This window comes from Leclercia sp. 119287, assembly GCF_009734485.1.
GTDB lineage: Bacteria > Pseudomonadota > Gammaproteobacteria > Enterobacterales > Enterobacteriaceae > Enterobacter > Enterobacter adecarboxylatus_C.
In genome coordinates, this window is sequence record NZ_CP046445.1 from 2,305,534 (window position 1) to 2,327,791 (window position 22,258).

Below are 22,258 nucleotides of genomic sequence, written 5' to 3' on the forward strand. Positions count from 1 at the left end.
GAGGTAAAGCCATGAACGTCATGCGCATGATCTTCGCTCTCGTATGGCTTGCCGGACTGCTGCCAGGGATGGCGCAGGCAACGGACGCCGATAACTTTGTTGCCGCCAGCCGCAGCCAGCAGGCGGTACTGCTCGAGCAGTGGGCCGCCGCGCCCGATCCCGCCCGGCTGGCGCTGCTGCGAGCATTGCAGCAGGAAAGTGTCTATGTCGATACCCACAAACACGCCTTCGCCCGGGAAAACGGCGCCTTGACCACTCTCGGCGAGGGCGGAGAGCCGGCAGGCGCTACCAAAGCCGTGCGGCTCACTAACCGCCTGCGGGTGCTGGCCGCTACGGCGCTCGCCACCCATCAGCTGGCAGGTGACAGTGTCACGGAAAGGCTGGCGGCGGCGAAGCAACTCCAGCGCGATCCCCAGCCGCAGATGCTGCCTTTTTTACAACGTCAGCTGGCAAGCGAGAATAATGACGCGGTGCGTCAGGTGCTGAACCTGGCCGTCGCCAGTCTCCAGTTGACCAGCACCCAGCCCGCGGTACGCCAGCAGGCCGTCACGCTGCTGGGCGAGTCGAGCGATCCGGAGGTGCAGTCCAGACTGCTGCCATATACCCATGCGCAGACCGAGCCGGACGCCGGGGTGCGGGAAGCCGCCGCGGAAAGCCTGCGCCAGATCCAACACCGTCAGACCATCAGCGACCTGCTGGGCCAGGCGTTTATGGGCCTGTCGCTGGGCTCCATTCTGCTGCTGGCCGCGCTCGGACTGGCGATCACCTACGGCCTGCTGGGGGTGATCAATATGGCCCACGGCGAGATGCTGATGCTTGGCGCCTACGCCACCTGGATGGTGCAGCAGGCGATGGCGCAGTTTACCCCGCAGTGGCTCACCTTCTACCCGCTGGTGGCGCTGCCGGTGGCGTTCGCGCTCACCGCTGGCGTGGGCATGGCGCTGGAGCGCACGGTGATCCGCCACCTCTATGGCCGCCCGCTGGAAACCCTGCTCGCCACCTGGGGCATCAGCCTGATGTTGATCCAGCTGGTGCGCATGATCTTCGGGGCGCAAAACCTTGAGGTGGCTAACCCGGCGTGGCTCTCCGGCGGCGTGCAGGTCTACGCCAGCCTGATCCTGCCGTGGAACCGGCTGGTGGTGCTGGGCTTTGTGCTGCTGGTGCTCTTTTTCACCTGGCTGATCCTCAACAAAACCCGTCTGGGGCTGAACGTGCGGGCGGTGACGCAGAACCGCAGCATGGCGGCCTGCTGCGGGGTGCCTACCGGGCGCGTCGATATGCTGGCCTTCGGGCTGGGTTCCGGGATTGCCGGGCTCGGCGGAGTGGCGCTGTCGCAGCTGGGCAACGTCGGGCCGGAGCTGGGCCAGGGCTATATCATCGACTCCTTCCTGGTCGTGGTGCTCGGCGGCGTGGGGCAACTGGCCGGCAGCGTGGCGGCCGCCTTCGGGCTGGGGATTTTCAATAAGATCCTCGAACCGCAGATGGGTGCCGTACTGGGCAAAATCGTGATTCTGGTGGCGATCATTCTGTTTATCCAGAAGCGCCCTCAGGGGTTGTTTGCACTGAAAGGGAGGGTAATCGACTGATGAGCCAGCCACTGACCTTAACCCTGGCGCGGAAAGCGCCACGCAGTTTACCGATCATACTCGGCCTGCTCCTTGCCGCCCTGCTGGTGCTGCCGTTTCTGGCGCTGCTGCCCGCCACGCATCCGCTGGCGGTTTCCACCTGGATGCTGACGCTGGTGGGCAAAATCCTCTGCTATGCGATTGTCGCCGTAGCGCTGGATCTGGTGTGGGGCTATGCCGGCATGCTGTCGCTGGGCCACGGCCTGTTCTTTGCCCTCGGCGGCTACGCGATGGGAATGTACCTGATGCGGCAGGCCGCGGGCGACGGCCTCCCGGCCTTTATGTCGTTTCTCTCATGGAGCGAGCTGCCCTGGTTCTGGTGGGGCACGCAGCATTTCGCCTGGGCGCTGGTGCTGATCGTCATGGTGCCCGGCCTGCTGGCGCTGCTGTTCGGCTGGTTTGCCTTCCGCTCAAAAATCAAAGGGGTCTATTTCTCCATCATGACCCAGGCGCTCACCTTCGCCGGGATGCTGCTGTTCTTCCGCAATGAAACCGGCTTTGGCGGCAACAACGGCTTTACCGGCTTCACCACGCTGCTGGGCTTCCCGGTGACCGCCACCTCAACGCGCATCGCGCTGTTTATTGCCACCGTGCTGCTGCTGGCGGCGTCGCTGGCGGTGGGGTACGCGCTGGCAAAAAGTAAGTTTGGCCGCATTCTGACCGCGGTACGCGACGCGGAAAACCGGCTGACCTTCTGCGGCTACGATCCCCGCGGTTTTAAGCTGCTGGTCTGGACGCTGTCGGCGGTGTTGTGCGGGCTGGCCGGGGCGCTGTACGTCCCGCAGGTCGGGATCATCAACCCCGGCGAGATGTCGCCCACCAACTCCATCGAAGCGGCAATCTGGGTCGCGCTCGGCGGGCGGGGTACGCTGATCGGTCCGGTGATTGGCGCCGCGCTGGTGAACGGCGCGAAAAGCGTCTTCACCGTGGCGATGCCGGAGTACTGGCAGCTGTTTCTCGGGCTGATCTTTATTGCGGTGACGCTGTTTTTACCGCGCGGCGTAACGGGCCTGTTCCGCAAGGGAGACCAGTAATGAGCGATGAATTATTTACCCGCCAGCTGCCCGGAGATCGCTATCGCGACCAGACAGACCCGGTGTTACAGCTGGAGGGGATCAACGTCAGCTTTGACGGCTTTAAGGCGCTCACCGACCTGTCGCTGAATATTGGCGTGGGTGAGCTGCGCTGCGTAATTGGCCCTAACGGCGCGGGCAAAACCACGCTGATGGATGTTATCACCGGTAAAACGCGGCCCCAGAGCGGGCGCGCGCTGTACGACCAGTCGACGGACCTCACTACTCTGGATCCCATCGCCATAGCCCGTCAGGGCATCGGGCGCAAATTCCAGAAGCCGACGGTGTTTGAGGCCCTGACGGTATGGGAAAACCTCGAGCTGGCGATGAAGGGGGATAAATCGGTGTGGGCCAGCCTGCGCGCCCGACTGAGCAGCGAGCAGGCAGACAGGATCAACGAGATGCTGAGCCTGCTGCGCCTCGGCGGGGAGCGGCATCGCCGGGCGGGCCTGCTGTCGCACGGGCAGAAGCAGTTTCTTGAGATCGGCATGCTGCTGGTTCAGGAGCCGCATCTGTTGCTGCTCGACGAACCGGCCGCCGGGATGACCGACGCCGAAACCGAGTACACCGCCGAACTGTTTCGCACCCTGGCGGGCAAACACTCGCTGATGGTGGTGGAGCATGACATGGGCTTTGTGGAAACCATTGCCGATCACGTTACCGTCCTGCATCAGGGGCGGGTGCTGGCCGAAGGCTCGCTGCGCGAGGTGCAGGCCAACGAGCAGGTGATTGAAGTCTATCTCGGACGCTAAGGAGCGCGGATGCTACAGGTTAACGAACTGAATCAGTATTACGGCGGGAGCCACATTCTGCGCGGGGTCAGCTTTGAGGCCCTCCCCGGGGAAGTCACCTGCCTGCTGGGCCGCAACGGGGTGGGCAAAACCACGCTGCTGAAGTGCCTGATGGGGCTGATCCCGGCGCGCAACGGCGAAATCCTCTGGCAGGGCAAATCCATCACACACGCCAGACCGCACCAGCGGGTGCAGGCCGGGGTAGCCTATGTGCCGCAGGGGCGGGACATCTTTCCCCGCCTGACGGTGGAGGAGAACCTGCTGCTCGGGCTATCGCGCTTTCCGGCGCGTGAGGCGAAGCAGGTCCCGGAGGAGATCTGGCAGCTGTTTCCGGTTCTTAAGGAGATGAAGCAGCGCCGGGGCGGCGATCTCTCGGGCGGGCAACAGCAGCAGCTGGCGATTGGTCGGGCGCTGGCGAGTCGTCCTCAGCTGTTGATACTTGATGAACCGACGGAGGGGATCCAGCCTTCGGTGATTAAGGAGATTGGCCAGGTGATCCGTCAGCTCGCGAACCGGGGCGATATGGCGATCCTGCTGGTGGAGCAGTTTTATGACTTTGCCGCCGAGCTGGCCGACAGCTATCTGCTGATGTCCCGGGGCAGCATTATCCAGCGCGGGCGCGGGGAGGATATGGAACAGGAGGGCGTTCGCGGTCTGGTGGCGATTTAACGGGGTTGTTTTGCGATATGTTATACTATAACATCCATCGCTCTTTTAAAATGGAGTGAGGACGTTACCTTGGCAGGACATATTGGTAAATTTGCAATGACTCTGGGGGCGCTGCTGGTCAGCGGCCAGCTGTATGCCCATGCCCACGGCCACCAGATGACCGAAGCGGAACAAAAAGCGGCCAACGGCGTGTTTGACGATAAAGACGTAAAAGATCGCCCGCTCTCCAACTGGGACGGCGTCTGGCAGTCGGTCTATCCGTTTTTGCTGAGCGGCGATCTCGACCCGGTGTTCAAGAAGAAAGCCGAGAAAGACAATAGTAAAACCTTTGACGAGGTTAAAGCCTATTACCGCACCGGCTACGCTACGGACGTGGAAACCATTGGCATTGAGAACAACGTGATGGAGTTTCACACCGGGAAAAACCTGAGCCGCTGTGAATACGTCTCTAACGGCTACAAGATCCTGACCTATGCCTCCGGCAAGAAGGGCGTGCGTTACCTGTTTGAATGTAAGGACGCCAGCAGCAAGGCACCGAAGTTTGTCCAGTTCAGCGACCACACTATTGGTCCGCGCCAGTCGGCCCATTTCCATATCTTTATGGGCAACACCTCCCACGAGGCGTTATTAAAAGAGATGGATAAGTGGCCGACCTATTATCCGAACGAAATGTATAAAAAGCAGGTGGTAGAGGAGATGCTGCACCATTAATTCCGGTGCGGCCTGTGCGCCGGGTGGCGGCTACGCCTTACCCGGCCTACAAAATCTTTCGGAATTCATTAATATTTTCTTTATTTTATCTCGACTCTAATGATGAACCTATTGATTTTGCTATCGAAATGCTGAGGTAGTGATGGGTTTTCTTAAACAGTGGCTCAAGGAAGAGGTGATTTTAATTATCTGGGGATGGGGCTGTTTTCTGTCTGTTCTCTTTTTTAGTATGTTTGCAGTGGTCTATTTCCCTGACGTTGCGATCACCCAGATCGGTGCATTTATATTATTACTTGTAATTGGGCATCTTTTCCTCTGGTTTAAATATAAATAATAAATGCTCTCAGTAGGGAGATATTGCACCATTACGTTCCCGGTGCGGTCTATATGCCGGGTGGCGCTGCGCTTGCCCGGCCTACATGTTTTGTAGGCCCGTGCAAGCGTAGCGCCGCCGGGCAATTACCGCGATACCAAATCAGGCACATCAACCCACGCCTTCACCCGCATCCCCCGCAAAATCATCAGCCAGGCCAGCACAATGGCAACCATCATAATTACAAACAGCGACCAGTGCGGGAGATGGGTCAGGATCAGCCCGGTGACCATCGGGTTGAAGGCCGCACCCAGCCAGCCAAGCGCCTGGGCAGAGAAATAGCTGGCTTTCATGCCCGGCGGGGCGATGTTGTCGATCAACATGTATTCCCCTGGCGTATAGATAATCTCACCCACGGTAAAGACCGCCGCAGCCAGCCCCCAGTAGATCAGATTCTCCCCGGAGAGCATAAACCCGGCCAGACCGAGGACAAAAAACAGGGTGCCCAGCGTCATCAGCGGGCGGATATTACGGGCCGACAGTTTACGGCCAATGATGTACTGCAGCGAAACCACCATCGCGGCATTCACCGGCAGCACCACGGCCACCACGTTCTGGGCGAAATCGCTGTCGTAGTCTGCCGCCAGCACGTACTGGGAAATGCAGCTGGCGAAGGAGCCGCCCACGTAGGAGGCCAGCAGCCCGGAGAGGGTATACCAGAACAGCGCCCGGTCGCGCAGCAGTACCGACGGCTGCCACGGCACTGGCACATGCTCGCTGTCGGCCGCCACGCCTTTCTGCACATAGCGTTGGACCAGCACCAGCGGCAACGCGGCGCAGAAGGCCGCTACCCAGAACGGCAGTTGCAGGCTGTACATCACCAGCAGGGTGCTCAATGGCGGCCCGACGGTCCAGCCGATGTTGAGAAAACTGTAGTTAAGGGAGAAAACCCGCGCTTTTTCCGCCGGGTTGAGCACATCGGAAAACCAGGCTTTCAGCACCGTGGAGAAGATCGAATAGGCGCAGTTGATCAGCGAGAAGGCCAGCACCACCAGCACGACGTTATCCACCAGTGGGATCGCCAGAAAGCCCAGAGCCACCGCCGTAATGGCGATCAGCATGTAGCGGTTTTTATCGAATTTATCGGCCAGAATGCCAAACCCCAGGCTGAAAACCACCCCGATAGTCAGCGCCACCGTCAGGGCATAACCAATATTCTCCACGCTCATGTTATAGACGCGGGTGAGATAGATGGTCATAAACGGCAATGTCGCGCCGCGACCAATGGTGAGTAACAGCGACGACGCCAGCAGCGCTGCGGTTGAGCGCCTGAGTGATGGTTTCATTTTCCTGCCCGACAATTGCGTGTGAAGTTTTTGTTATGTCTTATCAGGATTAACATGGCATAAGAGGCTTGTATACCACCAAATTTATCCCTAAGTGCTTCGCCTGACTGTCAGAATTAATGATCTGTTCCTCGGCGGTTTTTTTCGTTACTTTGATAAGCGTTTACAAAAATTTAATAAACAGGGGCAGGGTATGACGCGCAAAGACGGGCTGCTGGCATTGCTGGTGGTAGTGGTTTGGGGGCTGAATTTTGTGGTGATCAAAGTCGGATTGCACAACATGCCCCCGCTGATGCTGGCCGGTTTACGCTTTCTGCTGGTGGCCTTCCCGGCGCTGTTCTTCGTTGCCCGTCCAAAGATCCCGTTTCGTCTGCTGCTGGGCTACGGCCTGACCATCAGCTTCGGTCAGTTTGCCTTTCTGTTCTGCGCCATTAACTTCGGCATGCCCGCCGGTCTGGCCTCGCTGGTGCTACAGGCGCAAGCGTTCTTCACCATCATCCTTGGCGCGCTGGTGTTTGGCGAGCGCCTTCAGGGCAAACAGCTGGCGGGGATTGCCCTGGCCGTGGTCGGCGTGCTGGTGCTGGCGGAGGCCAGCCTGAACGGGCAGCACGTCGCGCTGCTGGGCTTTTTACTGACCCTGGCGGCGGCGTTCTGCTGGGCCAGCGGCAATATCTTCAACAAAAAGATCATGCAGCTTGAGACGCGTCCGGCGGTGATGTCGCTGGTAGTGTGGAGTGCGCTGATCCCGATCCTGCCCTTTATGGCGGCCTCATATCTGCTGGATGGCCCGACGGTGATGTTGCACAGTCTCGTCACCCTCGACCTGACCACGATTTTGTCGCTGATCTACCTGGCCTTTGTCGCCACCATTGTTGGCTACGGCATCTGGGGCGCGCTGCTCGGGCGCTACGAAACCTGGCGGGTGGCACCGCTGTCGCTGCTGGTCCCGGTGGTGGGCATCGCCAGTGCGGCGCTGCTGCTGGATGAAAAACTGGGGGCGTTGCAGCTGGTGGGGGCGCTGCTGGTGATGGCCGGACTTTATATCAACGTTTTCGGCTTGCGCCTGCGTCGGGCGACGCGGGTCAGAGGCTAAAAAAAAGCCCCGCGCGGGCGGGGCAAAACGCATTAAGAGTGCTGATTGTAATAGGGCACGCCTAATTCGTCGGATTTGTCGCTGCCTGCGCCCATATGGTTAAAGTCATGGGGCGACTGGCCGTTAGCCGTTGGCAGGATCATCGTGTCGCGGCTGTTCTGCTGCGGGACACGTGGAGTTTGCTCCGCAAAACTCTGGCCAGAGACCAGCACCAGGGCGGTGAGAACGGCGGAAGCGAATAGTTTCATAATTTCCTCGATACGTCTTTGAGCCTACAGGGCCAGGCTCTTAATACAGGCGTTTAGCAGTTACAGTGGTTAATCGGAAGCAGATACCGGGATTCCCCATGCATATTGGTGATGCGATATTTATGCGGTGGAACGTCGAAGTAGTTCTTGAACGTGCGTGTCAGGGTCTGCTGCGATTCAAACCCATAACGCTCAGCCAGATACAGGATCGGCTCGTTACTTTCCTTCAGCTTCTGCGCGATTTCCGTTAATTTGCGGCTGCGGATGTACTGGCCTAATGAGTGGCCGGTCTCTTTTTTAAACATCCGTTGCAGGTGCCATTTTGAGTAACCTGAACGCTCAGACACTTTCTCAAGCGAGAGCGGCGACTCCAGGTTATCTTCGATCCAGCCCAAAATGCTATGAATAGTGATGGCGTCAGTATTGCGTCTGGACATCGTCATACCTCTTTCTGTTTACGGCAGGATTTTCTTAAGCAAGTGCTCAAGAGTTGCCACTTCGTCCGCCGTTAAGTTTTTTGTTAGTTCCTGGTGCAGTTTTTGTCCTACTAATTGATGACATTGTTCACACATTGCCGCGCCGTCGCTGGTCAATTGCACCAGCACGCCGCGTTTGTCATTCGGATTCGGGCGGCGTTCAATCCACCCCTTGCAGACCAGCCGATCCATCATGCGCGTCAGCGCGCCGAGGTCGACAGATAAGATTTTCTTCAGCTCAACCGGGGTGATACACACTTCGCAGCGCACAGAACAGAGCACTTTAAACTGGGTTGCGGTGATATCCAGCGGTGATAAATAATCATTGAGCAGGCGGTCTTTCTTCTGGTTAACCACGTAGATAAGCCGACCCAGCGGAATGATTTCGTTGAAGAGGTCACTGGTGCTTTTCACAATGGTTGCCCTGGCAAGTAGTTTAATCACGGCAGATATTATTGCTCAGGCAACTATAAGTCAACTGAATGCATTTGCTTATGACACGATTTGCTAAAGCGATTCAGATCACTTTTTTGCCCGCCAGGCGGATCGTCATATCACCGGGATAAATTGATTTCGGAGCGAAAATATTACTTACGATGTGTGCGTAGCTGTAACGGTTGTTTTGACCCTATACTTGCCTGGTTAATTTTTGATAAGGACGAATCCGTAAAATGGTTGATTTAATTAAAGCAATTGGTCTTGGGCTGGTGGTGCTGTTACCCCTGGCAAACCCGTTAACCACCGTTGCGCTTTTCCTTGGCCTGGCGGGCGACATGAACCGTGAACAACGTAATCATCAGTCGCTCATGGCCTCCGTTTACGTCTTCGCGATCATGATGGTGGCGTACTACGCCGGGCAGCTGGTAATGAACACCTTCGGGATCTCCATTCCCGGCCTCCGAATTGCGGGGGGGCTGATCGTGGCCTTTATCGGTTTCAGAATGCTGTTCCCCGCGCCGAAATCGCCGGATGATTCCGACGTGCAGGACGCGCTGGAAGATAAGCAAAATAAAGCGGCTCCGAACATTGCCTTCGTGCCGCTGGCGATGCCAAGCACCGCAGGTCCGGGTACCATTGCGATGATCATCAGCTCCGCCTCGACGGTGCGCAGCGGTTCTGCTTTCCCGGACTGGGTGGTCATGATTGCGCCGCCGCTGATTTTTGCCATTATCGGCGTGATCCTGTGGGGCTGTCTGCGTAGCTCGGGCGCGATTATGCGCTGGGTGGGCAAAGACGGTATCGAAGCCATCTCCCGCCTGATGGGCTTCCTGCTGGTCTGTATGGGCGTGCAGTTTATTATTAACGGCGTGCTGGAAATTATTAAAACCTACCCGTAATAACTGAACCGGGTGGCGCTCGCCACCCGGTTAACTCTCTAGCCGTGATGCGGCTGCTCTTCCAGGGCGACGGGCCATTTGCGGAAGATCAGCACCGACCAGATCAGCGCCGCAAGGGCCGGGATCGCCCCCAGATAACCGATCGACGCCATCGACAGATGCAGGATCACCTGATTGCCCACCAGCGCACCCGCGCCAATCCCCAGGTTGAAAATACCCGAGAACAGCGCCATCGCCACGTCCGTGGCATCCGGCGCCAGGGCCAGCACTTTCACCTGCATCCCAAGACCGATAATCATGATTGCCACACCCCAGACGATGCTCAGCAGGGCGAGATTTGTCTCACTGCCCGAGGCGGGCAGCAGCAGAAGCAGACACGCCAGCAGCAGGCCAATGGCGCTGCTCACCAGCAGCGAGGCGTGACGGTTGCCGAGCTTGCCAAACAGCAGGCTGCCGATAATGCCTGCGCCGCCCAGCAGCAACAGCAATACCGTGGCAAAGCTGGCGCTGAACCCGGCGATGGTCTGCACAAACGGCTCGATGTAGCTGTAGGCGGTGTAATGGGCTGTCACCACGACGACCGTCAGCAGATAGAGGCTCATCAGCGCCGGACGACGCATCAGCAGCGGCAGGCTTTTCAGCGAGCCGGAGTGCTCACTTGGCAGTTTGGGTAACAGCTTGATCAGACACATCAGGGTGAACAGCGCCCCGAGCCCGATAACAAAAAAGGTGGTACGCCAGCCGAATATCTGTCCGACGATGCGGCCGATTGGCAGCCCGAGCACCATCGCCAGCGCGGTGCCGGTGGCCAGCAGGCTCAGGGCCTGAGCGCGCTTCCCGGCCGGGGCCAGGCGGATCGCCAGCGAGGCGGTAATCGACCAGAAAATGGCGTGCGCGAAGGCAATGCCGATCCGGCTTATCACCAGCACCGTGAAGTTCCACGCGAGGAACGACAGCACATGGCTGGCAATAAACAGCACAAACAGCCCGATCAGCAGTTTGCGCCGCTCCATCTGGCTAGTGAGCAGCATAAAGGGTAACGACATCATCGCCACCACCCAGGCATAGATGGTGAGCATGATCCCCACCTGCGCGGTCTCCATGCCAAAGCTGCTGGCGATATCCGAGAGCAGGCCGACGGGGACAAATTCAGTGGTATTGAAGATAAAGGCGGCAACGGCGAGCGTGACCACCCGTAGCCACGCGACCCTGCGGGAAACGGTGTTGGTTGTCATAGGGAAATCCGGGAGTCGTTACGTCAATGAGGTGCGGCGATCTTAAAACCTTCCCTGCTGAAAATACAATCATTTTGTGATGTAGATCTCACTATATCCAAAAAGTAATAGCTGGTGAAACAGGGTATTTTCCATGAATATAGGATGCAACATTACGTTAACAGTGGGTAAAGCAATGCAGGAGATTGAGTTTTATCTGGTCGATGCGTTCAGCGAAGGCTCGTTTGGCGGCAACCCGGCGGCGGTGTGCCCTTTGCCGGCATGGCTGCCGGACGAGACGCTGCTCAATATGACGCGGGAGCACAACCAGTCGGAGACCGCATTTTTCGTGCGCCACCGGGGCGGCATTGAGCTGCGCTGGTTCACCACGCGCGGCGAGGTGAACCTCTGCGGCCACGCCACTCTGGCGACCGCCTGGGTATTGTTCAACGAGCTGGACTATCCCGACGCCCGCATCCATTTTGATACCGCCTCCGGCAGACTTACCGTCAGCCGTGACGGCGACTGGCTGACCCTCGATTTCCCGGCCTGTCCTGGCGAGCCGCAGACCCCGCCGGCAGAGATGCTTGCCGCGCTTGGGATCGAAAACTACGTCGAGGCCCGCAAGGGGCGCGCCTGGGTGCTGGTGCTGGAAGATCGCCAGCAGGTTGAGGCGGTCACGCCGGATATTAACGCCATGACGCCCGGCGAGCATAAAGTGTCGATCACCGCACGCGGAGAGGGCGAATACGATTTTGTCAGCCGCTTTTTTTCGCCGGGGGCGGCGCTGTGGGAAGATCCGGTCACCGGGTCGGCCCATACCATGCTGATCCCGTACTGGAGCGAAAAGCTGAATAAAACGTCGCTCTTTGCCCGGCAGGTCTCTGCCCGTGGCGGCGACGTGCGTTGTGAACTGAAGGGCGACCGGGTGTTAATGAGCGGCCGGGCATCGCTGTATATGAAAGGTCATCTGTTTTTACGCTAACAATAAGGGTTAACCCAATGAAAGAAATTGCCTTTTATCTGGTCGATGCGTTTAGCGATCGCGCGTTTGGTGGGAATCCCGCAGCCGTTTGCCCGCTCGAGGAGTGGCTACCGGATGACGTGCTGTTAAAGATGGCCCAGCAGCATAACCAGTCGGAAACTGCCTTTTTCGTGCGTACCGACGTGGGCTTTGAACTGCGCTGGTTTACCACTCAGTACGAGATTAACCTTTGCGGTCACGCCACGCTCGCCAGCGCCCACGTGATTTTTGAGTATCTGGACTACCCGCACACCGAGATCGTTTTCTCCACCCGTTTTGTCGGCGACCTGAAGGTCACCCGCAGCGGCGACTGGTTAACGCTTAACTTCCCGGCGTGGGGCAGCGAGCCGGTAGACAATCCGCCAGTGCTGCTGTTCAGTACCCTCGGCATCACCGGGGCGAAGGAGGTGCGGGCAGGGCGTGACTACATGGTGGTGCTGGAGAACCAGCAGCAGGTTGAGGCGTTGACCCCGCATATCGACGGCATGATGCCGCTGGATAAGATGGTCTGCGTCACCGCCCCGGGGGATGAGTATGACTTTGTCAGCCGCTTCTTCTGCCCGGGCGAGTCGGTGGCGGAAGATCCGGTGACCGGCTCCGCCCACAGCATGCTGATCCCGTACTGGAGCGAAAAGCTGGGTAAAACGTCGCTACAGGCCCGTCAGGTCTCGCCCCGCGGCGGCGATCTGCGCTGCGAGCTGAAGGGCGACCGGGTATTGATTAGCGGCCAGGCGGCGCTCTATCTGAAAGGCACCGTTTACCTGCGCGGCCATTAAAAGCCTTTGTTGTGCTTCAGCCACACCACCTCTTCGGGGGTGGATGGGCGATTAAGCAGGCTGTTGCGGTGCGGGTAGCGGCCAAAGCGCTCAATAATTGCCCGGTGCTTGATTTCCGCATTCAGAAAGCCCGGCACGTTCAGGGCGGTGAACAGCCGCTCTGCCTCCTGATGAATCACTCGTGATTCCGCATGCATCATCGGCAGCAGCGAGACGCCTTTTTCGTTGCTGTCCAGCTCCTGCCACATCGGCTGATAAACCAGCTCCTGGGAGAGGATCAGCGCCATGCCGTCCTGCTGCCATGCGCGTGCGTCGTTGCGGTTCAGGTTGCGCGAGAGTTGATCGAGCAAAACGATCTCCGCCAGCCGTCCGTGCGGCGTGCCCCGCCAGTGAAACAGCTCCCCCCGACAGGCGGCCTGCCACAAAGGGTAGAAGCGGTGTTTGCACTGGGCGTCGAAATCATCATTGCGGGAAAACCAGAGTGGTTGATGCTGGTCGTGAAACCAGAATTCAAGCAGAGAAGCGTATTCCATGGCGGGTTCCGGCGTTGGGGTAATGGTGGTTATACCGTAGCGAGGTAAAAGCAAAACGGCAATGTAAGATCCCATTTTGCTTTTACACCCTGGTTCATTGAGGGTTAATTGGTATTAAATTATTTATTTACTTATTACCGGATAAGGTATGACGTGCGAAGCTAAAAAAGCTCAAACTGCATGGATATAACAATATGCCATTTTCAGTAACCTATTATCCGAGAACAGAATTTAAGTTATGTACTTAGCGGTGTATGATGAGTAAATAACCACCATAAAAACAGGGATAAAAGGATGAAAATGGTACTGCCGATCGCTGGCTACCGTTCGGCAAAGGAATTTATGGAGGCCATGCAGGGCTGCGAGGGTGACACCCACTGGCTGATGAAGCAGGCAGAGCACTGGCATGGTGGTATTCATCTATATGAGGGCTTTGCCGGCAATGCCGTCTTTGGACCCGACAGCCGCGGTCTGAAATGTATGACTGATGGTCATGTGGTTGCCTGGCGGCTGAATGATAATTATCAGACGGCGGTATTCGGAAAAAAGACGCTGAAATTCAGTTCCACCTTCGTTCTCATCAAATCCACCAGTATCCCGGATAAAGACCAGCCTGATAACGCGCTGGATTTCTACACCCTGTGGATGCAGATAGCTCCGTTGTCGGAATACGGGCTAACGGACTCACCGAGGGTAACTGTGACCGCCAGGGCGATAAAAATCCGCCAGGACAACACGTTTCCCGGCTGGATACGTGACGGGCTGAGGGAAAGGAACAATATTCCCGACGCTATGCTTCGACACTATGAAGTGCCACAGGATACGCATACCACGCTGCCGCGTGGTGCGGTGGTGGAAATCAAGCAAGAGGCTTCTTTCCTGCTGAAAGGCAGGCCAGCTCCGTTTATCTACGTATCCGTGATATCGATACCTGAAGGCAAGAAAAGCGGGTTATCGGTCGGTGAGTCAGGCTGGATCTCCGGGCTGGATAAGTTTGTGAAGCGGCAGGACGATACGCTGCCTGCATGGATGCAGACAGCCCGTCAACATGGTGTGTTTAATCAGGTGGTTACGTTTTCCGGGGAGGATGCGCCGGCGGTTAAAGTTGGGGAGATTATCGGTCATCTGAGTCTGTACGAACGCCCATATGGCAGGCCACAGCACTTCTGTCATCTGGAAGTCTTCAGCCAGGATACGAGGATGAAGGATTTTCTGGCGAACAGGGCCGGGGTGACAACCGGTGAGGCAGTGCTGCACACGCTGACCGAGAAAACCCGCTGGCAGCACCGAAAGCAGGATAATACGTTTGTGGTGGCTGGCGTGGGGGGCGATCCTTCGCGCAGTACTGCAGAGCGCTACACCCTGGAAAGCGAGTGCCGGAAACTGGAGGCCGACGGAAATACCTGGTATTACATTCCCGGCGAGCTTGCATGGATGGCAGCAGAAGATGTGGAGAGAGCGAATCAGTTCGACCTCGAAAAGCAGGGTTTTATGCCGTTGGAGCAGGAGGATGCCCCGCAGAGTATTTTCCAGACACCGAAAGAGGGCTGGCTGCGCCAGGTGTACGGGCGGCTGGAAGCGCTGGCCCGAAGTGAAACGCGGGATATGTATTCCTCAAGCTACACCGGGAAGTACCAGAAGCTGCTTAAGCAGATGGATCTGAACCGGGATGGTGTGATTGATGCCGGTGAGTTGTGGCGATTTCTGCATAACCGCCAGCTGCATATCCAGTATCAGGTGCAGCGTCTGGTGGTGAAGCACCACAGCGAATGGCTGAAGGATGGCTTGTCAGCCTTGTGGCAGGCTGCGCTGGATGAGCAGGCGAAGAAATATCCGGATATGGCCCTGTATAACCGGGATTTTATCAACAGACTGGTATGGATGAAGGAAGTGCCGGAGATACGCAGCGGTGAAGCACTGTGGCATATGCACCCGATTGTATTTCTGGATGCTATTAAATCGCAAGAGAAAATATTAAAAGGAAAATTGACCTACAATGCTGAAGGGAATGATATTTCATCATCTATTTATTATAGTCGGGTAATCCACTGGCCTGGTAATGACCTATCAGGAGTTACACTTGGCCGAGGCTATGATATGGGGGATCGTACTGAAACGGCTGTATATAATGATATGGTCGCATCAGGAATATCTGATGAGCAAGCAACTAAAATATCGAAAGGTGCAGGTTTAAAAGGAATCGCCGCGCGTAACTTTGTATCTTCAAATAAGAGTGATGTGGGAGAGATTACATTGCAGCAACAAGAATCTCTTTTTGCTATCATTTATCCTGGATATGTTGAGCGAGCCATTTTAAATTATAATAAATGGACTAATGGTTTTTCAGGGGCAAAACCATGGGAAGAGCTAGACTGTACGATTCAAGAAGTGTTGGTTGATTTTGTTTATCAGGGTTTCACGAAAGGACCTAATCCTATGCTTGCAGGTTCAAAAAATAACAAACAGGAATTAATTGACTATATAAAAAATACCACATCGATTTCTCAGTATGAACCTGGAAGACATAGAGCTAATTATTTGGAGGATAGTGAATGAAACGCATTGCAGCTATTTTTTTATTTTATACAGCATTTTCACATGGTGCGGATGTTTGTAGTGATATAAGAAACTCCGATCAAGTGTATTTATGTTCTGAAAGTAAAAAAAACGAGGCGGATAAGTATTTAAATAAACAATACTCAGATTTATTGACTAAAATAAATTCTGAATATGTTAATGATGATGCTTTGAAAAATGAGTTTGTAACTAATATTAAGACTTCTCAGCGAGATTGGGTTAAATTCAGAGATTCAAACTGTCAATTATATTCTTTCCAAATTGATAGCAATAGTCCAGCTCATCAAACATCTCTTAATGAGTGTATCGCAAGAATGTCAGAGAGCAGAGGAAAGGAGTTAGCTGCATTTTCTAATGACATCTAGTGAAGTCTTTATCATTTTATGACCCACGTTTATCAGAAGACCGGATCTAATTTTTCTATTACTGAAAAGTAGTCCGGATAAGGCGCAGCCGCCACCCGGAACCAGACCGTACAATCCCCTCTGCGGTATCGCCCGGCGGCGCTGCGCTTGCACGGGCCTACGAAAACACCCCAGAACGTAGGCCGGGTAAGGCGCAGCCGCCACCCGGCAAACAGGCCGCACAACTCACCCCAGCGACGCGCCACCGCACAGCACCAGCTCCTGCCCGGTGATGGGCGCGGCCTCGGCGCTCAGCAGATAGTTGACCATCGCCGCCACCTCTTCCGGGGCGATTAGCCTCCCCATCGGCGGCATTTTTGGCGGTGACGTTTGCCGTCCTGGCGCACTCAACATCGGGGTCTGCGTCGCACCCGGGGCCACCACGTTGGCGGTGATCCCGCGCGGAGCCAGCTCCGCCGCCCAGCTGCGCACCATCCCAACCAGCGCCGCCTTGGTCGCAACATACTGCGAGCGCCCGGCCGCTCCCCGTGAGGTGCGGCTGCCGATAGCGATCAGCCGTCCACCCGCGCTCATCCGCGGGGCAAAGTGGTTAAACAGGATCTCGGCGGCGTGGATATGCAGCCCCCACAGACGAGCGCTGACCGCCGGATCCAGTTCGCCGAGCGGGGCGGCGGCCATCATTCCGGCGGCATGGACGATCGCCTGCGGAACCGGCAGGGTATTGAGCGTGCCGCTGAACGTGACGCTGTCACTTAAATCCACGCTCAGGCTGGTAAAGTTCGGGTGTCCGCACTCCACTTCGCGTCGGCTTAAGCCCGTCACCTGCCAGCCTTCCGCCAGCAGGCGTTTGACGATAGCTTCGCCGATGCCCGAGCTGGCACCGGTGACAATCGCATGGCGCATATCACACCTCCAGCAGGGCGCGTGGCACCTTGAACACCGCCTTGCGCACGGTCATCGGCGCGTTCACCGCGCACAGCGCCTGATGCGGCTCGCCTGGGAGAAACACCGCAAAATCCCCGCTGCGTAAGGTGATGCTCACCGGATGCTGCGCCCCGGTGGCGATCCACAGATCCGGTTTGCGCTCTTCGTCGCCGACCTGCGCGACAGACTGCATCCCGGCGCGGATCGTCTCTTCACCCGCCAGCACCACCTGAATATCGGCATACAAATAGTGATATTCGGTATGACGCTCGGCCTGCGGCTGAGTCTGCGCGGGGCCGATATGGCAGAACCACGGACAGCCTTGCGGCTGCCAGCGTCCGTCATCCCGGGCGATGAGCGCCGTCAGGGAACAGTCCGGACGCTCGAGGATCGCCCGCAGCACCGGCGGGAGCCCCGCCAGCGGCAGGGCGTTAAGATGACCAATAATCACTGTTGCGGCTCCTTTACCCACTCCGGCGACACGCGCACATACTTGATCGCCTGGCGGAAGTAGGTGTAGGCGATATGCAGCGACCCGTCGGCACCCTGTTTGATGCTGGGATAGGAGAACTCGCGGTTCAGTTTCTCCAGCGAGTTGTTGGTCATGCAGTAGCCGTCACCCTCGTCGAGGTTGCGCTGCCAGGCCCAGCTTTTCCCGCCGTCGTTGGATATTGCCACCGTCATTGGCGCGCGCGGTGCACCCCAGAAGGCGGCGCGACCGTGGGTGACTTCCGGCTCTTTGCGCCCGTCGCCGTCGTCGATCTCGTCATACAGCGAGGCGCGGCGCTCCAGCGCACCCGCCGCGCTCATGTGGTTGAACACCAGCGCCAGCTCGCCGCTGGCAAGGGTGGTGACCTGAATCGACGAGTTGTTGTTCGGCAGCGCTGTAGGTTCCGGCACCGACCAGCTTTCGCCGTTGTCCAGCGACTGGCTGATGTAGATATTGTCCGCCCAGCGGCTGCGATACAGCGCCACCAGATGGCCGTTATTCAGGGCGGTGATGTTCATGTGCACGCAGCCCAGGCTCTCCGGCACCTCGACGTCGCGCCAGCTTTGACCCTGGTCTTCGGAGATTTTCACCGCGCTGATGTCGTCGTTACCCACCCATTTTTCGCCCGGCTGGGTGCGGCAGTAGAAGACCGGCAGCAGCCAGGTGCCGTTCTCCAGCACCACAATGGGCTGGCGAATAAAGGTGCCGGGTTTATCCAGCAGGGTGGCGATCTCGCCCCAGCTTTTACCCAAATCCTCAGACTTGCGGTAACGGACGATGGCGGTGTCCTGGTTGCCGGAGAGCTGCGCGGTCCACAGCAGCCACAGCACGTTGTCCGGGGCGAGGAACAGCACCGGGTTCTGCTCCGAGCGGCTGGCGTCGTCCGACAGCTTCACCGCTTCGCTCCACTGGTTGCTGCCCGGGGCCAGGCGCGACCCCCACACTGAAATATCAGCGATCCCTTCCTGCGTGCCGCCAAACCAGACGCACATCAGGGTACCATCCGGCAGCGGCAGCAGGTTCGCGGCGTGGTTCTGCGGGCAGGAAGAGGGCAGCATCGCCGTTTCCACGCGGGCATCCTGCGGCTGCGGGCGAACAATCCCGTCACGGGTTACGGTTACAGACATATCAGACTCCATTATGTTGAACAGGGGCAGGCGCTTTGCGATCCGCTTTGTTAGGGATCAGACGGTCGAGGACCATAATCACCGCCGGGGTGATCAGCGCGATATACATATTGTTAATGCCAAACGGGTCGCCCAGCAGATACCACAGGGAGGTCACCACGCAGGCACCAATCAGGCCGGCGTTGGCACCCCGGGTGCTCTTAAAGAACGGGGCATAGAAGGCAATGACCGCCACCACCGTAATCGACAGACGAATGGCGCGAGTGAAGAAGGACAGCTTCAGCACTTCCGGCACCAGCAGGACGAAAATCAGCGGCAGGAAGCCAATCAGCAGCGACATCCAGCGGGTGGCTTTAAACTCCTGCTCCGGGGTGGGGTTGCGGTACGGCACGTAGAAATCTTTCACTACCAGCGAGGCGATAGCCAGCGCCACGGTACTCACGCTCACGAAGATTGACGCTACAAGTGACGTTGTCACCAGACCGGCCAGCCACGGGTTCATGTCCTGCAGGAAGATCGGCATGGCGTACAGGCTGTCGATCTCCGGGTGCAGATACTTCGCCGCCACGCCGATCACCGCAATCGCGAGGGCGATCGGCAGGCAGAAGAAGAACGCCACCCAGGTAGAGCGTTTGGCCGACTTCACATCTTTGGTGGAGGAGATGGCCTGGATCACAAACTGGGTACAGAAAATGGAACCGATGGTGCCGATCAGCCAGGCGAAGATGGTGCTGGCGCCGATGTTGCCATCCCAGGTCCAGTAGTACGACGGCATCTGCTCAATCATTGGCGTAAAGCCGCCGGTTTTGGAGAGCGCGAAGCCCATGATCACCAGGATACCGAAATACTTGAGAGCGCTGTGCAGCAGCGTGACCCAGGCCACGCCCTTCATGCCGCCAAAGGCGAAGTAGAAGGTACTGACTACCGCAGTGATAAAGGCCGCGACCGGCAGGTTGACCTTCAGCACGGTGGAGATGGCCGCCGCGCCGGAGACATAGTTGCCGACGTTCACCAGCAGCAGGGCGTAAATCATGATGATCGAGATAATGTTTTTGGTGCTGGTGCCGTACTTCTCGGCAATCGCCCCGGAGATGGTGATTTTGCCGGTGCTGTAGATGCGCTTCACCAGCAACAGGCCAAACAGCGGGAAGCCAATCGCCGCGCCAATCACCGACCAGGAGGCTGCAAAACCATCCTCGAACGCCGCCTGGGCGGTGCCGATGGTGGATTTGGCGCCGATGTATTCGGACATCAGCAGGATCCCGACGATAAACGCCGGCATCGCCCGGGAGCCCTCCATAAAATCGCCGGAGTTTTTACTGCGCAACCGGAAGGTCAGCCAGGTGGTAAACAGGATGTAGACAATCACAATGCCTACGATGATCAGGGTATCTTCAGCGGTAAAATTGTTCATCTTTGCCTCTCTTCAGGGCGTAGGAAACCTGGGCGCCCGCGGCACCCGGTATTCTTATGGACGAAATCAAACGCCGGTTACTGCAGTGACTTCGTCACTATCTGGCGGATCTGTTCAGTCTGTTGCGCATCAAAAGCCACCGCGTAGCGGCTTTCACCCACCTCTTCGCCCATCACCTGCAGCGCCTTTTTCACGGCGGCGGGAGAGAAGGCAATTTTATATAAATTCGTTCGCAGCTCGGTGACGCTCTCCTGCGCCTGACGCGAGCCGTCAATATCGCCCGCCTGGTAACGCGCCCAGATGGCGTTGATCGCCGCCGGGGCGACGTTCGCCAGCCCGGAAATACAGGCGGAACAGCCCTCGACAAAGCCCTGGTGGATCAACGAGTCCGGGCCGTTCAGCACGGCGAAATCCTCGATGCCCTGGGTAGCTTTCAGGAAACCGCTCAGGCTCTCATAGCTGCCCGCGCTGTCCTTAATGCCGATGATGTTCGGGTGCGAAGCCAGCACCCGCGCGGTGTGCGGTTCAATAGTGTTGCCGGTGCGCGCCGGGATGTTGTAGAGAAATACCGGCACCGTCAGGGCATCGGCGATGGCGGTATAATGGGCGATCAGCTCCGCCTGGGTCAGGGGCACAAACCACGGGGTGATCACCGAGACCGCATCGACGCCCAGGGCTTCGACCTGCTTGCCGAGACGAATAGTGGCGCGGGTGGAGATCTCCCCAATGTGCGCCACCACCGGCGCACGGCCTGCGACCTCTTCCACGCAGGTGCGGGCGACGGCCACCTTTTCCTCTTCGGTCAGCACAAAGAACTCACCGTTGGTACCGCCGCAGAAAATACCGTTTCCCGCCGCCAGCTGGCGCTGGATCTGGCGTTTCAGTCCCGGCAGATGCAGCGCGCCATCCTCCGTAAAGGGGGTGACGATTGCCGTCAGCACGCCTTCAATCTTGTTACGCATTTCTCACTCCTTCGATGTTAAATTTCGGGGAACAGGGTCTGATAAATGCCCTGCACCTCGGCATGGCTGACCTGACGCGGGGCGTTGTTCATCAGGCGTTTTACGTTCAGGGCGGCATCGCTCAGGGAGGCGATGTCATCCCGCGGTACGCCCAGCGTTTCGAGGTTGTCCGGTAAGTTCAGGCGGCGCACCAGGGCGGCAAACCACGCCACCAGCGCGTGGGATTTCTCTTCTGCCGACAGGGAGGTATCCGCACCCGGCACCAGATCCCACACCTGCGCAAATTTTTCGACGGCATCCGGGCGCACCACGCGCATGCAGGGCGCCAACAGAATGGCGTTCGCGACCCCGTGCGTCAGGTGATACTTGCCGCCCAGCGGATAGGAAAGGGCATGCACCAGATGGGTTCCGGCATGGGCAATGGCTACGCCGCCGTAGTACGAGGCCCACAGCATCTCCAGCTTCGCCGCCAGGTTATGCGGCTCGGCGCAGGCGGTTTCGATATTGTTCAGCAGCTTGCGCAGGCCAATCAGCGCCGCGTTGTCGCTCACCGGATTCGCCACGGTGGCGGTAAAGCATTCGATAAGGTGACACAGGGCATCGATCCCGGTGGAGGAGGCAATGTGCGGCGGCATGCTGGTGGTCAGTTCGGGTAACAGCGCCACGTAATCCGGCAGCAGCACCGGAGAGATAATGCCGATTTTGGTACTCTGCTCAGGAATGGCGAGGATCGCGTTCGGCGTGGCTTCAGAGCCGGTGCCGGCGCTGGCCGGGATCAGTAATGAGGCGAGGCGCAGGGTCGGTTTTTCACCCGCCAGCAGGGCATCCAGCCCCGGCGAAGCAGGATGGCACAACACGGAGAGCAGTTTCGCCACATCCAGTACGCTGCCGCCGCCCACGCCAACCACCAGATCAAAGTCGGTGTTGTTGATCTCCGCCAGCAGGGCGCGAACGTCATGGTTGGTGGGCTCCGGCGGCACGCTTTCGATCACGCTGACGCTACGGTTGTCGGCTTCCAGCAGGGCGCGGATGGCGCGAGCGGCGTCCAGACGAGCGATATTGCCGTCGGTGACCAGTAATAGGCGCGTCTTGCCTGCCAGCAGTGGCGCGAGGGCCGGGATCGCACCCGCACCGCTGATAATTGTACTGTTAATGGTTAACACATTGCTC

The 22,258-nt window shown here is 57.8% G+C and carries 23 protein-coding genes; 11 read left to right on the forward strand and 12 right to left on the reverse strand.

The features are described from left to right. Positions 1–11 precede the first annotated feature (11 nt). From urtB to zinT, 5 genes are all read left to right on the forward strand, one after another. Positions 12–1,586 (forward strand): urea ABC transporter permease subunit UrtB, encoded by a 1,575-nt coding sequence (urtB, locus tag GNG27_RS11175; RefSeq protein ID WP_156263710.1) that lies wholly within the window; start codon positions 12–14, stop codon positions 1,584–1,586. Continuing rightward, positions 1,586–2,659, forward strand: coding sequence for an urea ABC transporter permease subunit UrtC (gene urtC / locus GNG27_RS11180; protein WP_142489380.1), 1,074 nt, complete (start codon positions 1,586–1,588; stop codon positions 2,657–2,659). The genes urtB and urtC overlap by 1 nt, the downstream gene beginning before the upstream one ends. Further along, positions 2,659–3,450: an urea ABC transporter ATP-binding protein UrtD gene (gene urtD / locus GNG27_RS11185; protein WP_156263711.1), complete on the forward strand. Its 792-nt coding sequence runs from the start codon at positions 2,659–2,661 to the stop codon at positions 3,448–3,450. The genes urtC and urtD overlap by 1 nt, the downstream gene beginning before the upstream one ends. Before the next feature lie 9 nt (positions 3,451–3,459). Then, positions 3,460–4,158 (forward strand): urea ABC transporter ATP-binding subunit UrtE, encoded by a 699-nt coding sequence (urtE, locus tag GNG27_RS11190; RefSeq protein WP_142489382.1) that lies wholly within the window; start codon positions 3,460–3,462, stop codon positions 4,156–4,158. A gap of 69 nt (positions 4,159–4,227) precedes the next feature. Continuing rightward, positions 4,228–4,869 carry a metal-binding protein ZinT gene (gene zinT / locus GNG27_RS11195; RefSeq protein WP_156263712.1) on the forward strand — a complete coding sequence of 214 codons (642 nt, stop codon included), beginning with the start codon at positions 4,228–4,230 and terminating at the stop codon, positions 4,867–4,869. A gap of 459 nt (positions 4,870–5,328) precedes the next feature. Here the strand turns inward: zinT and ydeE are convergent, their stop codons facing one another. After that, positions 5,329–6,528: an efflux MFS transporter YdeE gene (gene ydeE / locus GNG27_RS11200; RefSeq protein WP_156263713.1), complete on the reverse strand. Its 1,200-nt coding sequence runs from the start codon at positions 6,526–6,528 to the stop codon at positions 5,329–5,331. A gap of 193 nt (positions 6,529–6,721) precedes the next feature. Here ydeE and eamA point away from each other — a divergent pair, with 193 nt between their 5' ends. Further along, the gene (gene eamA / locus GNG27_RS11205) at positions 6,722–7,621 is read left to right on the forward strand and encodes an O-acetylserine/cysteine exporter (RefSeq protein WP_142489386.1); all 900 of its coding nucleotides are present in this window, start codon (positions 6,722–6,724) and stop codon (positions 7,619–7,621) included. A 32-nt stretch (positions 7,622–7,653) separates the two neighbouring features. On the opposite strand, the gene marB is transcribed toward eamA, so the two are convergent. Genes marB through marR form a run of 3 tightly spaced genes read right to left on the reverse strand, consistent with a single transcriptional unit; the run spans position 7,654 to position 8,759 of the window. Continuing rightward, the gene (marB, locus tag GNG27_RS11210; RefSeq protein ID WP_142489387.1) at positions 7,654–7,869 is read right to left on the reverse strand and encodes a multiple antibiotic resistance protein MarB; all 216 of its coding nucleotides are present in this window, start codon (positions 7,867–7,869) and stop codon (positions 7,654–7,656) included. 53 nt (positions 7,870–7,922) lie between these two features. Next, entirely contained in the window at positions 7,923–8,306 is a 384-nt protein-coding gene (gene marA / locus GNG27_RS11215; protein ID WP_138369239.1) for an MDR efflux pump AcrAB transcriptional activator MarA, read from the reverse strand. 18 nt (positions 8,307–8,324) lie between these two features. Next, complete coding sequence (gene marR / locus GNG27_RS11220; protein WP_156263714.1) at positions 8,325–8,759, reverse strand: multiple antibiotic resistance transcriptional regulator MarR; 435 nt, start codon at positions 8,757–8,759, stop codon at positions 8,325–8,327. 257 nt (positions 8,760–9,016) lie between these two features. Here marR and GNG27_RS11225 point away from each other — a divergent pair, with 257 nt between their 5' ends. Beyond that, positions 9,017–9,682, forward strand: coding sequence for a MarC family NAAT transporter (locus GNG27_RS11225; RefSeq protein WP_142489388.1), 666 nt, complete (start codon positions 9,017–9,019; stop codon positions 9,680–9,682). 38 nt (positions 9,683–9,720) lie between these two features. Here the strand turns inward: GNG27_RS11225 and GNG27_RS11230 are convergent, their stop codons facing one another. Then, a complete protein-coding gene (locus tag GNG27_RS11230) occupies positions 9,721–10,917 on the reverse strand; it encodes a sugar transporter (protein ID WP_156263715.1) in 1,197 nt (398 codons plus the stop codon). A gap of 175 nt (positions 10,918–11,092) precedes the next feature. Here GNG27_RS11230 and GNG27_RS11235 point away from each other — a divergent pair, with 175 nt between their 5' ends. Both GNG27_RS11235 and GNG27_RS11240 read left to right on the forward strand, forming a co-directional pair. Continuing rightward, on the forward strand, positions 11,093–11,881 hold the full coding sequence (locus tag GNG27_RS11235) for a PhzF family phenazine biosynthesis protein (RefSeq protein ID WP_156265114.1): 789 nt from the start codon (positions 11,093–11,095) through the stop codon (positions 11,879–11,881). Between the two features lie 17 nt (positions 11,882–11,898). Then, positions 11,899–12,696 carry a PhzF family phenazine biosynthesis protein gene (locus tag GNG27_RS11240; protein ID WP_156263716.1) on the forward strand — a complete coding sequence of 266 codons (798 nt, stop codon included), beginning with the start codon at positions 11,899–11,901 and terminating at the stop codon, positions 12,694–12,696. Here the strand turns inward: GNG27_RS11240 and GNG27_RS11245 are convergent. After that, positions 12,693–13,229 carry a DUF924 family protein gene (locus tag GNG27_RS11245; protein WP_156263717.1) on the reverse strand — a complete coding sequence of 179 codons (537 nt, stop codon included), beginning with the start codon at positions 13,227–13,229 and terminating at the stop codon, positions 12,693–12,695. The two genes, GNG27_RS11240 and GNG27_RS11245, sit on opposite strands and share 4 nt — an antisense overlap. Before the next feature lie 294 nt (positions 13,230–13,523). On the opposite strand from GNG27_RS11245, the gene GNG27_RS11250 reads away from it, so the two are divergent. Together GNG27_RS11250 and GNG27_RS11255 are read left to right on the forward strand one after the other, a co-directional pair. Then, positions 13,524–15,785: a hypothetical protein gene (locus GNG27_RS11250; protein WP_156263718.1), complete on the forward strand. Its 2,262-nt coding sequence runs from the start codon at positions 13,524–13,526 to the stop codon at positions 15,783–15,785. Next, entirely contained in the window at positions 15,782–16,171 is a 390-nt protein-coding gene (locus GNG27_RS11255) for a lysozyme inhibitor LprI family protein (RefSeq protein WP_156263719.1), read from the forward strand. Before GNG27_RS11250 ends, GNG27_RS11255 begins: the two co-directional genes overlap by 4 nt. A gap of 225 nt (positions 16,172–16,396) precedes the next feature. Here the strand turns inward: GNG27_RS11255 and GNG27_RS11260 are convergent, their stop codons facing one another. From GNG27_RS11260 to GNG27_RS11285, 6 genes are all read right to left on the reverse strand, one after another. Next, positions 16,397–17,074 carry an SDR family NAD(P)-dependent oxidoreductase gene (locus GNG27_RS11260; protein ID WP_156263720.1) on the reverse strand — a complete coding sequence of 226 codons (678 nt, stop codon included), beginning with the start codon at positions 17,072–17,074 and terminating at the stop codon, positions 16,397–16,399. Position 17,075: 1 nt separating this feature from the next. Continuing rightward, entirely contained in the window at positions 17,076–17,546 is a 471-nt protein-coding gene (locus GNG27_RS11265; protein WP_156263721.1) for a YhcH/YjgK/YiaL family protein, read from the reverse strand. After that, complete coding sequence (locus GNG27_RS11270) at positions 17,543–18,712, reverse strand: exo-alpha-sialidase (RefSeq protein WP_156263722.1); 1,170 nt, start codon at positions 18,710–18,712, stop codon at positions 17,543–17,545. Before GNG27_RS11270 ends, GNG27_RS11265 begins: the two co-directional genes overlap by 4 nt. Before the next feature lies 1 nt (position 18,713). Continuing rightward, positions 18,714–20,126 (reverse strand): sodium:solute symporter family protein, encoded by a 1,413-nt coding sequence (locus GNG27_RS11275; protein WP_142489395.1) that lies wholly within the window; start codon positions 20,124–20,126, stop codon positions 18,714–18,716. Positions 20,127–20,203: 77 nt separating this feature from the next. Next, positions 20,204–21,088, reverse strand: a complete 885-nt coding sequence (locus GNG27_RS11280; RefSeq protein WP_156263723.1) for a dihydrodipicolinate synthase family protein — start codon at positions 21,086–21,088, stop codon at positions 20,204–20,206. A 17-nt stretch (positions 21,089–21,105) separates the two neighbouring features. After that, positions 21,106–22,251 carry an iron-containing alcohol dehydrogenase gene (locus GNG27_RS11285; RefSeq protein WP_156263724.1) on the reverse strand — a complete coding sequence of 382 codons (1,146 nt, stop codon included), beginning with the start codon at positions 22,249–22,251 and terminating at the stop codon, positions 21,106–21,108. Positions 22,252–22,258: the final 7 nt, after the last annotated feature.

Bases quoted from the DNA above. Each gene is read 5' to 3' on its own strand.
- urtD (WP_156263711.1), top strand. From the start codon at position 2,659: ATGAGCGATGAATTATTTACCCGCCAGCTGCCCGGAGATCGCTATCGC.
- GNG27_RS11240 (WP_156263716.1), top strand. From the start codon at position 11,899: ATGAAAGAAATTGCCTTTTATCTGGTCGATGCGTTTAGCGATCGCGCG.
- urtE (WP_142489382.1), top strand. From the start codon at position 3,460: ATGCTACAGGTTAACGAACTGAATCAGTATTACGGCGGGAGCCACATT.
- urtC (WP_142489380.1), top strand. From the start codon at position 1,586: ATGAGCCAGCCACTGACCTTAACCCTGGCGCGGAAAGCGCCACGCAGT.
- marB (WP_142489387.1), bottom strand. From the start codon at position 7,869: ATGAAACTATTCGCTTCCGCCGTTCTCACCGCCCTGGTGCTGGTCTCT.
- GNG27_RS11225 (WP_142489388.1), top strand. From the start codon at position 9,017: ATGGTTGATTTAATTAAAGCAATTGGTCTTGGGCTGGTGGTGCTGTTA.
- GNG27_RS11230 (WP_156263715.1), bottom strand. From the start codon at position 10,917: ATGACAACCAACACCGTTTCCCGCAGGGTCGCGTGGCTACGGGTGGTC.
- GNG27_RS11235 (WP_156265114.1), top strand. From the start codon at position 11,093: ATGCAGGAGATTGAGTTTTATCTGGTCGATGCGTTCAGCGAAGGCTCG.
- urtB (WP_156263710.1), top strand. From the start codon at position 12: ATGAACGTCATGCGCATGATCTTCGCTCTCGTATGGCTTGCCGGACTG.
- marA (WP_138369239.1), bottom strand. From the start codon at position 8,306: ATGTCCAGACGCAATACTGACGCCATCACTATTCATAGCATTTTGGGC.
- GNG27_RS11270 (WP_156263722.1), bottom strand. From the start codon at position 18,712: ATGTCTGTAACCGTAACCCGTGACGGGATTGTTCGCCCGCAGCCGCAG.
- GNG27_RS11280 (WP_156263723.1), bottom strand. From the start codon at position 21,088: ATGCGTAACAAGATTGAAGGCGTGCTGACGGCAATCGTCACCCCCTTT.
- GNG27_RS11255 (WP_156263719.1), top strand. From the start codon at position 15,782: ATGAAACGCATTGCAGCTATTTTTTTATTTTATACAGCATTTTCACAT.
- GNG27_RS11275 (WP_142489395.1), bottom strand. From the start codon at position 20,126: ATGAACAATTTTACCGCTGAAGATACCCTGATCATCGTAGGCATTGTG.
- GNG27_RS11260 (WP_156263720.1), bottom strand. From the start codon at position 17,074: ATGCGCCATGCGATTGTCACCGGTGCCAGCTCGGGCATCGGCGAAGCT.
- GNG27_RS11245 (WP_156263717.1), bottom strand. From the start codon at position 13,229: ATGGAATACGCTTCTCTGCTTGAATTCTGGTTTCACGACCAGCATCAA.
- eamA (WP_142489386.1), top strand. From the start codon at position 6,722: ATGACGCGCAAAGACGGGCTGCTGGCATTGCTGGTGGTAGTGGTTTGG.
- ydeE (WP_156263713.1), bottom strand. From the start codon at position 6,528: ATGAAACCATCACTCAGGCGCTCAACCGCAGCGCTGCTGGCGTCGTCG.
- GNG27_RS11250 (WP_156263718.1), top strand. From the start codon at position 13,524: ATGAAAATGGTACTGCCGATCGCTGGCTACCGTTCGGCAAAGGAATTT.